Below are 13371 nucleotides of genomic sequence, written 5' to 3' on the forward strand. Positions count from 1 at the left end.
TCGATCGCGACCGGGGAGGCTACGGCCGTCTTCGAGGAAGATCGCGGCGGTCATGGCCGCCCTTCGTCGTCCGGCGCGCGCAGCCGGTAGCCGACGCCGGTCTCCGTCAGGAGGATGCGCGGACGCTCGGGATCGGCTTCCAGCTTGAGGCGGAGCTGGCGCATGTAGACCCGCAGGTATTGCGGATCGGACGAGGTCGAGACCGCGGTCATGAGCTGGGCGTGCGTGAGCACCTTGCCGGCATGCTGGACCAGCACGCGCAGGAAGTCGTACTCGCGCGGCGTCAGCTTCACCTCGGCGCCGCGGACCCGGACGATGCGGCGCACGAGGTCGACGCTCAGGCCGTCGACCTCGAACAGGGCCCGCTCGCCCTGGACGGCGAGCTGGTGGCGCAGGGCGGCACGAATGCGCGCCAGCAGTTCGCCCATGCCGAAGGGCTTGGTCACGTAGTCGTCGGCACCGAGATCGAGGGCCTCGACCTTGCCCGGCTCGTCGTCGCGGCTGGAGAGCACCACCACCGGCAGGTCGCGAAAATCCGCCCGGACGACGCGCAGCAGGTCGTGCCCGCGCATGTCGGGCAGCCCGAGGTCGAGGATGATCAGGTCGACCGCCTCCCTGGCCAGCATGGCGAGGGCGGTGCGCGCGTCGGGCGCCTCGACGACGGCGTAGCCCTGCGTGGCCAGGCCCATGCGCAGGAGCTTGCGGATCGGCGGCTCGTCGTCGACGACGAGGATGGTTATGCTCATCCCGCGATCCCCGATCGACCGTTCCCCGCCGCGGGAATGGGCAGGTGGATGGTGAAGACCGCGCCGCTGCGGTCGCGGCGGTTGCCGGCCGTCAGCGTTCCGCCCATCGCCTCGACGAAACCGCGCGCGATGGCGAGGCCGAGCCCCGTCCCGGCCCGGACGCTGTCGCCCTTGGCGGCACGATAGAACTTGTCGAACACCCGTTCCAGCTCGGCTTGCGGCAGGCCACCGCCCTCGTCGAGGACGCGCAGGCGGACCGCACCGCGATGAACCGCCCCTTCGACCGTCACGACCGATCCGTCCGGCGCGTATTTGGCGGCGTTGTCGAGGAGGTTGACGAGCACCTGCTCGAACAGCACCGGGTCGAGGCGCAGGGCCGGCAGCGCCGCGGGCACGGCGACCACGACGCGATGGCGCGCCAGGACCGTACCGAGCCGGCGGATGGCCGTGTCGACGATCTCGGCCACGTCCTGCGGGGTGAGGGTCGCCGCCACCGCGCCCGCTTCGAGCCGGGTCATGTCGAGGAGGTTGGCGATGAAGCGGTTCAACCGCTCGGACTCCGCGACGATGGTCGTCACGAGCTCGCCCTTGGCGTCCGGGGACAGGGCCCCTTCGAGGTCGCGCAGGGTGGTGGCCGCCCCGAGCACGGAGGCCAGCGGCGTGCGCAGGTCGTGGGAGATCGAGGTGAGCAGGGCCTGGGCCAAACGGTCGGTTTCGGCGGCGCGTTCGGCCCGGTCGAGCTCTTCCACCAGGCGGACCCGCTCGATGGCGAGCGCCGCCATGTCGGCCAGGGCATCGAACAGGCGCCGGCTTTCGGGCGAGAGGATGGGGCCGGTGCCGTCCGTGTCGAGACCGACGACACCGACGATGCCGCGGCCGGTTCGCATCGGCAGGAACAGGCGCCTGGCGCCGGGCAGGGTGTCGGCGCCGCGCCCGGCCGGCCTCTCGTTGTCGAAGGCCCAGGTCGCCGCGCCGAGGTCGGCCGCCTCGAGGCGGTCCTCGGGCGGGAAGCCGGCCTTGACCGAGACCGTTCCGTCCTCGGGCAACAGCACGACCACGCGAACCCTCAGCATGGCCGCGATCTGCGCCGAGGTCGCCCACAGCACGTCGTCGAGGGTGGCACAGCCGGCGAGCGTGCGGCTGAAGCCGTAGAGCCGTTCCGTGGCGCGGGCCCTGCCCTGCGAGACGACGGCCTCGCGGCGGGAGCGCGAGGCGAGGTTCGAGACGACGACCGCCACCAGGGTGAACAGCAGGAACGCCGCCACGTTGGTCGGGTCCGCGATGGTCAGGGTATAGACCGGAGGCAGGAAGAAGAAGTTGTAGGACAGGGAGGCGGCGACCACCGCGACGAGGGAAGGCCCCAGCCCGAGGCGCGCCGCGACCGCGACCACCGCCGTCAGGAGGAACAGGTCCGCGTTCTCCACGCCGAGGACGGGCTGCGTCAGCAGCGCGAGCGCGAGGGCCACGGCCGTCGCGGCGAGGCCGAACAGGTAGGGCGCCACGACGGAAGCCGGCGCGGGCGCGGTGGCCACCGTCTTGGGCGGCATCGGATCGGCCCTCACCGCCTCGCCGGCGATGACGTGGATGCTGATGTCGCCCGAGCGCCGGACGATGTCGTGCACCACCGAGCCGTTGACGAGTTCGAACAGGGCCGAGCGCTCGGCCTTGCCGAGGATGATGTGGTTGACGTTCGTCGCGCGGGCATGGGCGAGGATGTCGTCGGCGATACGCCGGCCGCCGGGAATGGTCACGGCGTCGCCGCCGAGGCGGTCGGCCAGGCGCAGGGTGTCGGCGATGCGGTCGCGCGCGGCCTCGTCGAGGGAGAGGCTTCGCGGGCCTTCGATGGTGATGGCGGTCCAGGGCGCGTGCAGGCGGTCGGCCAGGCGCTTGGCGTGACGCACGAGGCCGGCCGAGCGCGGGTCCTCGCTGACGCAGACCAGCACCCGTTCGCCGGCGCCCCACGGGCCCGCGATGGCGTTGGCCCGCATGTGGCTCAGGAGTTCGTCGTCGACCCGGTCGGCGGTCCGGCGCAGCGCCAGTTCACGAAGGGCGGTCAGGTTGCCGCGCGAGAAGTAGTGCCTGAGGGCGCGCTCGGCGTTGCCCTTCACGTAGACCTTGCCGTCGCGCAGGCGCTGGATCAGGTCGTCGGGGTTGAGGTCCACCACCTCGATGTCCTCGGCCCGGTCGAGGATGCCGTCGGGAACGGTCTCGCGCACCCGGATGCGGGTGATCTGCGCGACGACGTCGTTGAGGCTTTCCACGTGCTGGATGTTGAGGGTGGTGAAGACGTCGATGCCGGCGTCGAGCAGTTCCTCCACGTCCTGGTAGCGCTTGGGATGGCGCGAGCCCGGTGCGTTGGTGTGGGCGAGTTCGTCGACGAGGGCGAGGCCGGGTCGGCGCGCGAGCAGCGCGTCGAGATCCATCTCCTCGAGGACCGCGGCGTGATACGGCACCGCCCGGCGGGGCACGATCTCGAAACCGTCGACCAGGGCCGCGGTCTCGGGCCGGCCATGGGTCTCGACCACGCCGACGACGACGTCGGTGCCCGCCTTGAGCCTGGCACGACCGATGGTGAGCATCTCGTAGGTCTTGCCGACCCCCGGGGCCGCCCCGAGGAAGATCTTGAGGCGGCCGCGCCCGCCCTCCTCCCGGCGCGCGGCCGCCAGCAGCGCGTCGGGGGACGGCCGGGCGGGCTCGCGCGGCGGGAGCGGGGTCGGCGGGCGGTTCATTCGGCGCGGTTACTTCCGTTCCAGCTCGTCGAGGGCGAGGTTGAGGGCGAGGACGTTCACCCGTGGCTCGCCGAGGACGCCCAGGAGCCGGCCCTGGACCCGGGACGCGACGAGGCCGCGCACCCGATCCTCGGCGAGGTTACGCGCCTTGGCGACGCGGGGCACCTGGAACAGGGCGGCGTCGGGCGAGACGTCGGGGTCGAGGCCCGACCCGCTCGTCGTGACGAGGTCGACCGGGACGGGACGACCCGGGTTCTCGGATCGGCGCGCGGCGAGGTCGCCCGTCACCCGCTCCGCGAGCGCGGCGCTGGTGGGGCCGAGGTTGGAGCCCGAGGAGCTCGCGGCGTTGTAGGGCGAGGGTATGGTTCTGGTCGCATCGGACGGGTCGGCGGCGGTGGTGGCCGAGGGCCGGCCCTGGAAGTAGCGGTCGCTGGTGAAGGACTGGCCGATCAGGCCGGAGCCGACGGACCGGCCGTCCCGTTCGACGAGGCTGCCCGCGGCCTCGGCCGGGAAGATGGCCCCGGCGAGGCCGGTCATCGCGAGGGGATAGCCGAGCCCGGTGATGGCGGTCAGCGCGATCAGCAGGACGAGGGCGGGGCGAAGCGGGTTCGACATGGCGGGTACTCTTTCGCGGGACGGTTCGAAGCGAATCAGACGAGGTGCAGGGCGGTGACGGCCAGATCGATGGCCTTGATGCCGATGAAGGGCACCAGGATGCCGCCGAGCCCGTAGATCAGGAGGTTCCGGCGCAGCAGCGCCCCGGCCCCGACCGCCCGGTAGGCCACGCCGCGCAGGGCCAGCGGGATCAGCACGACGATGATGAGCGCATTGAAGACGACGGCCGAGAGGATCGCACTCTGCGACGAGGCCAGCCCCATGACGTTGAGCGCCTGGAGCTGGGGATAGAGACCCAGGAACATCGCCGGGATGATGGCGAAATACTTGGCCACGTCGTTGGCGATGGAAAACGTCGTCAGGGCGCCGCGGGTCATCAGGAGCTGCTTGCCGATGCCCACGATCTCGATGAGCTTGGTCGGGTCGCTATCGAGGTCGACCATGTTGCCGGCCTCGCGGGCCGCCACCGTGCCGGTGTTCATGGCGACTCCCACATCCGCCTGGGCGAGCGCCGGCGCGTCGTTGGTACCGTCGCCGCACATGGCGACGAGCTTGCCCTGCGCCTGCTCCTTGCGGATCAGCGCCAGCTTGTCCTCCGGGGTGGCTTGCGCCAGAAAATCGTCGACGCCGGCCTCGGCGGCGATGGCGGCTGCGGTCATGGGGTTGTCGCCGGTGATCATCACGGTGCGGATGCCCATCCGGCGGAGCTCGGCGAAGCGCTCGCGGATACCGCCCTTCACGATGTCCTTGAGGTAGACGACGCCGAGCAAACGGCCGTCGCGGCTGACCGCCAGGGGCGTGCCGCCGGCCTTGGCGACATCCTCAGCAATGGCCTGGATCTCGCGCACGGTCTCATCGGCGACACCGGGGCTGTAGGCCAGGGCCGCGCTCGATCCACGCGTGGCCATCGGCTGCTTGCTCACGGACGCGATGATCGAATCGACCGCGCCCTTGCGGATGGAGGAACCGTCGAGGTCGACGCCGCTCATCCGGGTCTGGGCGGTGAAGGGCACGAAGGTGGCGTTGAGGCTCGCCATGTCGCGGGCGCGAATGCCGTATCGGTCCTTGGCCAGCACGACGATGGAGCGACCCTCGGGGGTCTCGTCGGCCAGCGAGGCCAGTTGGGCGGCGTCGGCCAAATCCTGCTCGGAGACGCCGTTCAAGGGCCGGAACTCGGTGGCCTGGCGGTTGCCCAGCGTGATGGTACCGGTCTTGTCGAGCAGCAGGGTGTCGATGTCGCCCGCCGCCTCGACGGCGCGCCCCGACATCGCGAGCACGTTGAAACGCACCAGCCGATCCATGCCGGCGATACCGATGGCCGACAGCAGCGCGCCGATGGTGGTGGGGATCAGGGTGACGAACAGGGCCACCAGCACGATGAGCGGGATGGAGCCGCCGGCATAGGAAGCGAAGCTCGGGATCGACGCCACGGCGAAGACGAAGACGATGGTGAGGCCGGCGAGCAGGATATTGAGGGCGATCTCGTTCGGGGTCTTCTGGCGCGAGGCGCCCTCGACCAGCGCGATCATGCGGTCGACGAAGGTCGAGCCGGCGGCCGCCGTGATCCGCACCCGGATCTCGTCGGAGAGCACCTGGGTGCCGCCGGTCACCGCCGAGCGGTCGCCGCCGGACTCGCGGATGACGGGGGCGGATTCGCCGGTGATGGCGGCCTCGTTGACCGAAGCGACGCCCTGGATCACCTCGCCGTCGGACGGGATGATGTCGCCGGCCTCGACCAGAACCACGTCGCCGACCTTGAGGTCGTTGCCGGGGACGGTCTCGAACTCCCGGCCGGCACCCTTCAGGCGCTTGGCCATGGTCTCGGTGCGACTGCGCCGCAGGCTGTCGGCCTGGGCCTTGCCGCGCCCTTCGGCGATGGCCTCGGCGAAGTTGGCGAACAGCACGGTGAACCAGAGCCAGAGGACGATCTGGCCGGAGAAGGCGAGGTCGGGGCCGCCGGTCAGCAGGTCGCGGAGAAACAGGACGGTGGTGAGCGCGGCCACCACCTCGACCACGAACATGACCGGGTTGCCGATCATGATGCGCGGGTCGAGCTTGGCGAGGGCGCCGACGAGCGCCGGCCCGACGAGGGCGGCGCTGAACAGGCGTGTGGAAGTCTGGCGGGCCATGGGGAACGTCCGGAATGAGGGTCGGCGGGGAGCCGGCGCACGACGCGCCCGGCCCGAGCGGATCTGGCGAAAGCGGCCACCCCCGGGGAGCGTCGGGGCGCTACCGCGAAGCGGCCTGGGGTTCAGGGCGCCAGCAGGCGGCCGGCAACGGCGGCGCAGGCCAGGAGGGCGAGCGCACCGAGCAGGGTCACCGCGAGCATTCCGAACACGATGTCGGACACCCGGGTCTTGCCCCCGTCCTGCGGGGTCCGGCTCGCGATCGGTGTCCTCGGCCGGCGAGGTCCGAGCCCCCTGCGCAGGGCTGCGCGCCGCTGTACGAGGCGAGGCGGCATGGCGTGACGCATCTCAGCCTCCGGCTGCGAAGGTCTGGCCGAGGCCGCCGGCGAGGTGCTCGACGATGGGCCCGAGCGCCAGGGCCGGGAAGAAGGTCAGCCCGCCGACGATGAGGATCACGCCGACCAGCAGCCCGACGAACAGGCCGCCATGGGTCGGGAACGTCCCCGCGGAGGCCGGCACGGTCGTCTTGGCGGCGAGCGACCCGGCCATGGCGAGCGCCGGCACGATCACGAAGAACCGTCCGAACAGCATGCCGAGGCCGAGCGTCGCGTTGTAGAAGGTGGTGTTGGCGCTCAGCCCGCCGAAGGCCGAGCCGTTGTTGGCCGCCGCCGAGGTGAAGGCGTAGAGGATTTCCGAGAAGCCGTGCGGACCCGCATTGGCCGGGCCGGCGAGCCCGGCCGCGACCACGGTGGCGAGTGCGGTGAAGCCGAGCATCATCAGGGGCAGGCACAGGATGGCGAGCATGGCCATCTTGACCTCGCGGCCCTCGACCTTCTTGCCGAGGTATTCCGGCGTGCGCCCCACCATCAGGCCGGCCACGAAGATCGTCACGACGACGAAGACCAGGATGCCGTAGAGGCCGGCGCCGACGCCGCCGACGATGATCTCGCCGAGCTGCATGTTGATCATAGGGATCATGCCGCCCAGCGCCGTGAACGAGTCGTGCATGGCGTTGACGGCGCCGCAGGACGCCGCCGTCGTCACCGCCGCGAACAGGGCGGAGGCGACGATGCCGAAACGGACCTCCTTGCCCTCCATGTTGCCGCCGGTGAGCCCGAACGAGTTGAGGACGGGGCTGCCCGCGCTCTCGGCCCAGTAGACGACGCTGACACCGGCCAGGAACAGCACACCCATGGCGGCAAGGATCGCCCAGCCCTGGCGCTCGTCGCCGACCATGCGGCCGAAGACGTTCGTCATCGCAGCGCCGATGGCGAAGATGGACACGATCTGGATGAAGTTCGAAAGCGCCGTCGGGTTCTCGAACGGATGGGCGGCATTGACGTTGAAGAAGCCGCCGCCGTTGGTGCCGAGCATCTTGATGGCGACCTGGCTCGCCACCGGCCCGACCGCGATGGTCTGCCTGGCGCCCTCGAGGGTCGTCACCTCGACGGCTCCGCCCAGTGTCTGCGGGACGCCCTGGGAGACGAGGAACAGGGTGTAGAGAATGCAGAGCGGCAGCAGCACGTAGAGGACGGTGCGGGTGAGATCGACCCAGAACGACCCGACCGTCGTGGCCGACGCCCGCGAAAAGCCCCGGACCAGGGCGACGGCGAGCGCGATTCCGGTGGCCGCCGAAAGGAAGTTCTGGTGGGTCAGCCCCAGCATCTGCGCGAGGTACGACAGCGTCGTCTCGCCGCCGTAGGACTGCCAGTTGGTGTTGGTGACGAAGCTCGCCGCGGTGTTGAAGGCGAGGTCGGGCGCGACCGCCGACTGCCCGTCCGGGTTGAACGGCAGCGCCGCCTGGACGCGCAGCAGCGCGTAGAGGCTCAGGAAACCGAGGGCGTGGAAGGCGAGCATGGCCAGCGCGTAGGTCAGCCAGTGCTGCTCCTGATCGGCGTCGATGCCGGCGGCGCGGTAGAGGCCGCGCTCGACGGGGGCGAGCACGGGCGAGAGGAAGGTGCGCTCGCCCGTGAACACGCGGGTCATGTAGCCGCCGAGGGGGCGGGCGAGCGCCAGCACGACCGCGCAGAACAGCGCGATCTGGATCCAGCCGTTGATTGTCATGGCAAGTCTTCCTTGGGAGCCGTTCCTTCAGAACCGCTCGGGGCGGACGAGGGCGTAGGTGAGGTATCCGAGCAGCCCCAGGGTCACGAGGGCGCCGAGCGTCAGGTCGAGCGTCATGGCGCGTCCCTCACAGGCGTTCGCAGAAGGTCGCGTAGGCGGCGGCCAGGCCGAAGAAGGCCAGCCCCGCGGCGATGAAGACGATGTCGGGCATGGTGCGTCCGTTGTCGGTCGGGGGCCGGTGCCATGACCGGCCGCGCTCGTCGGACTATGTGGACGCGAACCGCGTGAGGGTTCGAGAGGGAGTCGAGGGCGATCCCATAAGGATCTCATCAGGATCGCGGGGCGGTCGTCCTGGGCGGGGGGACCACCACCGCGACGGTGGCGCCGGCATGACGCCGGGCCCCGGCCGGGGCATCGTCCACCCTATCGTTTGACGAACCCGACGTCGGCCGCCACCCCCGCCAGTCGCTCGGGCTCGCGTTCCTTGCGCTCGCTGTAGCGGTCGACGAGGTAGTCGGCCCGTTCGCGGGTGAGCAGCGTGAACTTCATGAGTTCCTCGCAGACGTCGACGACGCGTTCGTAGAGGGGGCCCGGCTTCATGCGACCGGCCTCGTCGAACTCCTTGTAGGCCATCGGCACCGAGGATTGGTTGGGGATGGTGATCATCCGCATCCAGCGCCCGAGCACGCGCAGGGCGTTGACCGCGTTGAAGCTCTGCGAACCGCCCGAGACCTGCATCACCGCCAGGGTCCGCCCCTGCGTCGGCCGCACGCTGCCCTCGCTGAGTGGCAGCCAGTCGATCTGGCTCTTGATGACGCCGGTGAGGGTTCCGTGGCGCTCCGGGCTCACCCAGACCTGGCCCTCCGACCAGATCGAGAGCGCACGCAGTTCCTGCACCTTGGGATGGTCGGCAGCCGCGTCGTCCGGCAGCGGCAGGCCGTGCGCGTCGTAGATCCGCACCTCGCCCCCCATCCGCTCGAGGAGGCGAGCCGCCTCGTGGGCGAGGAACCGGCTGAACGAACGCTCGCGCAGGCTGCCGTAGAGGATCAGGAACCGCGGCGCATGCGTGAAGGGCGCATCGACCCGAAGGGTCTGGGGCGTCGGCACCGCGAAATGCGCCTCGCTGAGGTTCGGCAGGCCGTCGGCGGAGGTCGGTCGGGGGAAGGTCGGTCGGGGCTTGTCCACGGCGTCGCTTTCTTTTATAGTTCAATGATGATTGAGATATTGAACCGATGATGGCGGAACGGCAAGCCCTCACCGCCTTCGCAGCCCTGTCGCAGGAGAGCCGCCTGAGGATCGTGCGGGCGCTGGTCACCGCCGGCCCGGAGGGGCTGGCGGCCGGCCTCATCGCCGAGGGGATCGGCGTGTCCTCCTCCAACGTCTCGTTCCACCTCAAGGAACTGGAGCACGCCGGCCTCATCGCATCCCGCCGCGAGGGCCGGTCGATCATCTACAGCGCCGTCTATCCGGCCCTGTCGGGCCTGATCGCCTTCCTGATGAGGGATTGCTGCCAGGGCCGGCCGGAGGTCTGCGCGCCCGCCGTCACCGCACTCGACGCCTGCTGCACACCGTCTGGGGAGATCGTCCATGCCTGATCGTGTCTACAACGTCCTGTTCCTCTGCACCGGCAACACCGCCCGTTCGATCCTGGCGGAAGCCATGCTCGCCAAGGACGGCGCGGGCCGCTTCAGGGCCTATTCAGCCGGCAGCCGGCCCAAGGGAGTCGTCAACCCGATCGCCCTCCAGGTGCTGCGCGAGACCGATTATCCCACCGACGGGCTCGCCTCGAAGCCCTGGGACGTGTTCGCGACGCCCGACGCGCCAAGGATGGATTTCGTGTTCACGGTCTGCGACAGCGCCGCCGGCGAATCCTGCCCGGTCTGGCCCGGCCAGCCGGTGACCGCCCATTGGGGTATCGAGGACCCCGCCGCCGCCGAGGGAACCGACCTCCAGAAGAAGGCCGCCTTCGTCACCGCCCAACGCTACCTCAAGAACCGGATCTCCGCCTTCCTCGCCCTTCCGATCGCCAGCCTCGACGCCGTGGCCCTGTCGTCGAAGGTCCGCGAGATCGGCCATCAGACCGGCGCCACCGCCACCCGGCCGGAGGTGGCGTGATGGACGTCGTCATCTACCACAACCCGGCGTGCGGCACCTCGCGCAACACCCTGGCGATGATCCGCAACGCCGGTATCGAGCCGCATGTGATCGAGTACCTGAAGACCCCGCCGACGCGGGCGCTGCTGCGCCAGCTCGTCGATCGCGCCGGGATGTCGGTGCGCGATCTCCTGCGCGAGAAGGGTACGCCCTTTGCGGAGCTCGGCCTGTCCGATCCGGGGCTCGGAGACGACCGGCTGCTGGATGCCATCGGCGAGCACCCGATCCTGATGAATCGGCCCCTCGTCGTCAGCCCGAAGGGCGTCGCCCTGTGCCGCCCCTCCGAACGGGTCCTCGACCTCCTGCCGCCGCAACGGGGCGCGTTCGTCAAGGAGGACGGCGAGCGCGTCGTCGACGAGCACGGCAGGACCGTCGCCACCGCCTGATCGCCAACGACCGGACAAGACAAAGAAACCGCCCCGATGCTCGCGCTCGCCATCTTCGTCGTGACCCTCGTCTTCGTCATCTGGCAGCCCAGGTTCGCCTGGCAGCCCAACGGTCTCGGCATCGGGTGGAGCGCGCTGGCCGGGGCCGGCGTCGCCCTGGCCACCGGCGTCATCGGCCTGTCCGACGTGCCGGTGGTGTGGGACATCGTCTGGGACGCGACCTTCACCTTCGTGGCGTTGATCGTGATCTCGCTGCTCCTCGACGAGGCCGGGTTCTTCCACTGGTCGGCGCTGCACATCGCCCGCTGGGGCGGCGGTCGCGGCCGGCTGCTGTTCCCCCTCGTCATCCTGCTCGGCGCGGCGATCGCGGCGGTCTTCGCCAACGACGGGGCCGCCCTGCTCTTGACCCCGATCGTCCTGGCCATCCTGCTGCGGCTGGACTTCAAGCCGGCCGCCGCGCTGGCCTTCATCGTCGCCTGCGGGTTCGTGGCCGATTCCACCAGCCTGCCCCTCGTGATCTCGAACCTCGTCAACATCGTCAGCGCGAACTTCTTCTCGATCTCCTTCAGCCGCTACGCCGCGGTGATGGTGCCGGTGAACCTCGTCTCCCTGGCGGCCACCCTCGTCGTGCTGTGGCTGTTCTACCGGCGCGACCTGCCGGCCACCTATCGGATCGCCGACCTCGAGCCCCCGCGCGAGGCGATCCGCGACCCGCTGGTGTTCAAGGCGGCCTTCCCGCTCCTGGCCGTCCTGCTGGCGGCCTATGTCGTCACGGCGCCGCTCGGAGTACCGGTCTCCGTCGTCACAGGAGCCGGGGCGCTCCTGATGCTGGCGCTGGCCGGGCGCTGGTTCTCCGGGGGCAACGGCGGCGTCATCGCCATCGGCAAGGTGCTGTCCGGCGCCCCCTGGCAGATCGTGCTGTTCAGCCTCGGCATGTACCTCGTCGTCTACGGGCTGAAGAACGCCGGGCTCACCGACATCCTGGCCCAGGGCCTGGCGCGGCTCGCCGGCCAGGGCGACACGGTGGCGACCATCGGCACCGGTTTCGCCGCCGCGATCCTGTCCTCGGTGATGAACAACATGCCGAGCGTCCTCGTCGGCGCCCTGGCGATCCAGCAGGCCCCCGACCTCGCGCCCCTCACCCGAGAGCTGATGGTCTATGCCAACGTCATCGGCTGCGACCTCGGGCCGAAGTTCACCCCCATCGGGAGCCTCGCCACCCTGCTCTGGCTGCACGTTCTGGCCACCAAGGGGCAGCGCATCACCTGGGGGCAGTATATGAAGGTCGGCCTCGTCATCACGCCGCCGGTCCTGCTCGTGACCCTGGCGGCCCTCGCCCTCTGGCTGCCGATCCTGGGGCCGCAATAACGGGTCATTCATGGACGGTAGCCGACGCTGGCCGGTCATCTCCGCGCTCGGAATCGTCCAGATCCTGTCTTGGGGGTCGTCGTTCTATCTCCTCGGGGTGCTCGCGACGCCGATCGCCGCCGACACCGGCTGGCCCCTGACCTGGATCGTGGGCGGCCTGTCGGCGGGCCTGCTCGTGGCCGGCCTGGTTTCGCCGACCGTGGGCCGGACCATCGCGCGCCATGGCGGGCGCCCGGTGCTGGCCTCCGCGGCGGTGGCGATGGCGACCGGCCTCGTCGTGCTCGCGCTGGCCCCGAACCTGACCGTCTTCCTCCTGGCCTGGCTGTTCCTCGGCCTCGGCATGGGGATGGGCCTGTACGACCCGGCCTTCGCCACCCTCGGGCGCCTCTACGGTGCGCAGGCGCGTCCCGCGATCGCGACCCTCACGCTGTGGGGAGGCTTCGCCAGCACGGTGAGCTGGCCGCTATCCGCCCTCCTCGTCGAGGCGATCGGCTGGCGGGGAACCTGCCTCGCCTATGCCGGGCTGCAACTGGCGGTGTCGCTGCCCCTGGTCCTGTGGACGATCCCCCCGCCGGCCACCCCGGCGCCGGGCCCCGACGTCCGGCAGAAGCCCGTCCCGGTCCTGGCGGAACGCGAGCGCCGGGCCTTCGTCGTGATGGCCGGCATCCTGGTCCTGGGCGGCACGGTGATGACCATGGTGTCGGTCCATCTCCTCACCCTGCTCCAGGCGCGCGCGGTGCCGCTGGCTTCGGCCGTGGCTTTCGGCGCGCTGATCGGCCCGGCCCAGGTCGGTGCCCGGCTCATGGAGATGGCCGGCCGGGGCCGCCACCATCCGCTCTGGACGCTCACCGCCGCCATGAGCCTCGTCGCGGTCGGCATCGCCCTGCTGGCGGTGGAGGTGCCCTTCGTGGGCCTCGCCCTCGTGCTCTACGGCGCCGGCAACGGCATCTATTCGATCGCCCGCGGAACGGTGCCGCTCGTGTTGTTCGGCCCGGAGCGCTACGCCCCCCTGATCGGGCTGCTGGCACGGCCGGGGCTGATGGCCCAGGCGGCGGCCCCCCTCGTCGGCGCCTTCGTCCTGACCCACGGCGGCGCCGAAGGCGTGTTCGTGCTGCTCACGACCCTGGCCGTCGCGAACGTGGCGCTGGTGGGTCTCCTGTGGCGGTGTCGCTGACCCCGAAGG

Annotated in this window: 13 protein-coding genes; 5 read left to right on the forward strand and 8 right to left on the reverse strand. The window is 70.6% G+C overall.

Going from position 1 to position 13371, the window contains the following annotated elements:
- Nucleotides 1-50 precede the first annotated feature (50 nt).
- From ASG59_RS12825 to arsH, 8 genes are all read right to left on the reverse strand, one after another.
- The gene (locus ASG59_RS12825) at nucleotides 51-746 is read right to left on the reverse strand and encodes a response regulator transcription factor (protein WP_055888043.1); all 696 of its coding nucleotides are present in this window, start codon (nucleotides 744-746) and stop codon (nucleotides 51-53) included.
- A complete protein-coding gene (locus ASG59_RS12830) occupies nucleotides 743-3475 on the reverse strand; it encodes a sensor histidine kinase KdpD (protein WP_056409228.1) in 2733 nt (910 codons plus the stop codon). The genes ASG59_RS12825 and ASG59_RS12830 overlap by 4 nt, the downstream gene beginning before the upstream one ends.
- A 9-nt stretch (nucleotides 3476-3484) precedes the next feature.
- Nucleotides 3485-4090 (reverse strand): K(+)-transporting ATPase subunit C, encoded by a 606-nt coding sequence (locus ASG59_RS12835; RefSeq protein ID WP_056282748.1) that lies wholly within the window; start codon nucleotides 4088-4090, stop codon nucleotides 3485-3487.
- A 35-nt stretch (nucleotides 4091-4125) separates the two neighbouring features.
- Nucleotides 4126-6219 (reverse strand): potassium-transporting ATPase subunit KdpB, encoded by a 2094-nt coding sequence (kdpB, locus tag ASG59_RS12840; protein WP_056409230.1) that lies wholly within the window; start codon nucleotides 6217-6219, stop codon nucleotides 4126-4128.
- A gap of 122 nt (nucleotides 6220-6341) precedes the next feature.
- Nucleotides 6342-6563, reverse strand: coding sequence for a hypothetical protein (locus ASG59_RS20605; protein ID WP_156399233.1), 222 nt, complete (start codon nucleotides 6561-6563; stop codon nucleotides 6342-6344).
- Between the two features lies 1 nt (nucleotide 6564).
- Entirely contained in the window at nucleotides 6565-8280 is a 1716-nt protein-coding gene (gene kdpA, locus ASG59_RS12845) for a potassium-transporting ATPase subunit KdpA (RefSeq protein ID WP_056409232.1), read from the reverse strand.
- Between the two features lie 27 nt (nucleotides 8281-8307).
- Nucleotides 8308-8397 carry a K(+)-transporting ATPase subunit F gene (locus tag ASG59_RS12850; RefSeq protein ID WP_036267122.1) on the reverse strand — a complete coding sequence of 30 codons (90 nt, stop codon included), beginning with the start codon at nucleotides 8395-8397 and terminating at the stop codon, nucleotides 8308-8310.
- Between the two features lie 306 nt (nucleotides 8398-8703).
- A complete protein-coding gene (gene arsH / locus ASG59_RS12855; RefSeq protein ID WP_056409234.1) occupies nucleotides 8704-9465 on the reverse strand; it encodes an arsenical resistance protein ArsH in 762 nt (253 codons plus the stop codon).
- A 47-nt stretch (nucleotides 9466-9512) separates the two neighbouring features.
- Here arsH and ASG59_RS12860 point away from each other — a divergent pair, with 47 nt between their 5' ends.
- Genes ASG59_RS12860 through ASG59_RS12880 form a run of 5 tightly spaced genes read left to right on the forward strand, consistent with a single transcriptional unit; the run spans nucleotide 9513 to nucleotide 13362 of the window.
- A complete protein-coding gene (locus ASG59_RS12860; protein WP_055888031.1) occupies nucleotides 9513-9875 on the forward strand; it encodes a metalloregulator ArsR/SmtB family transcription factor in 363 nt (120 codons plus the stop codon).
- Complete coding sequence (locus tag ASG59_RS12865; RefSeq protein WP_056409236.1) at nucleotides 9868-10395, forward strand: arsenate reductase ArsC; 528 nt, start codon at nucleotides 9868-9870, stop codon at nucleotides 10393-10395. Before ASG59_RS12860 ends, ASG59_RS12865 begins: the two co-directional genes overlap by 8 nt.
- Nucleotides 10395-10820, forward strand: a complete 426-nt coding sequence (gene arsC / locus ASG59_RS12870) for an arsenate reductase (glutaredoxin) (protein ID WP_056409238.1) — start codon at nucleotides 10395-10397, stop codon at nucleotides 10818-10820. The genes ASG59_RS12865 and arsC overlap by 1 nt, the downstream gene beginning before the upstream one ends.
- Before the next feature lie 36 nt (nucleotides 10821-10856).
- Complete coding sequence (locus tag ASG59_RS12875) at nucleotides 10857-12188, forward strand: arsenic transporter (protein ID WP_056282763.1); 1332 nt, start codon at nucleotides 10857-10859, stop codon at nucleotides 12186-12188.
- A gap of 10 nt (nucleotides 12189-12198) precedes the next feature.
- The gene (locus ASG59_RS12880; RefSeq protein WP_056409240.1) at nucleotides 12199-13362 is read left to right on the forward strand and encodes an MFS transporter; all 1164 of its coding nucleotides are present in this window, start codon (nucleotides 12199-12201) and stop codon (nucleotides 13360-13362) included.
- The last annotated feature ends 9 nt before the right edge of the window (nucleotides 13363-13371 follow it).

Origin of the sequence: Methylobacterium sp. Leaf466 (assembly GCF_001425565.1) — a bacterium.
Lineage (GTDB): Bacteria > Pseudomonadota > Alphaproteobacteria > Rhizobiales > Beijerinckiaceae > Methylobacterium.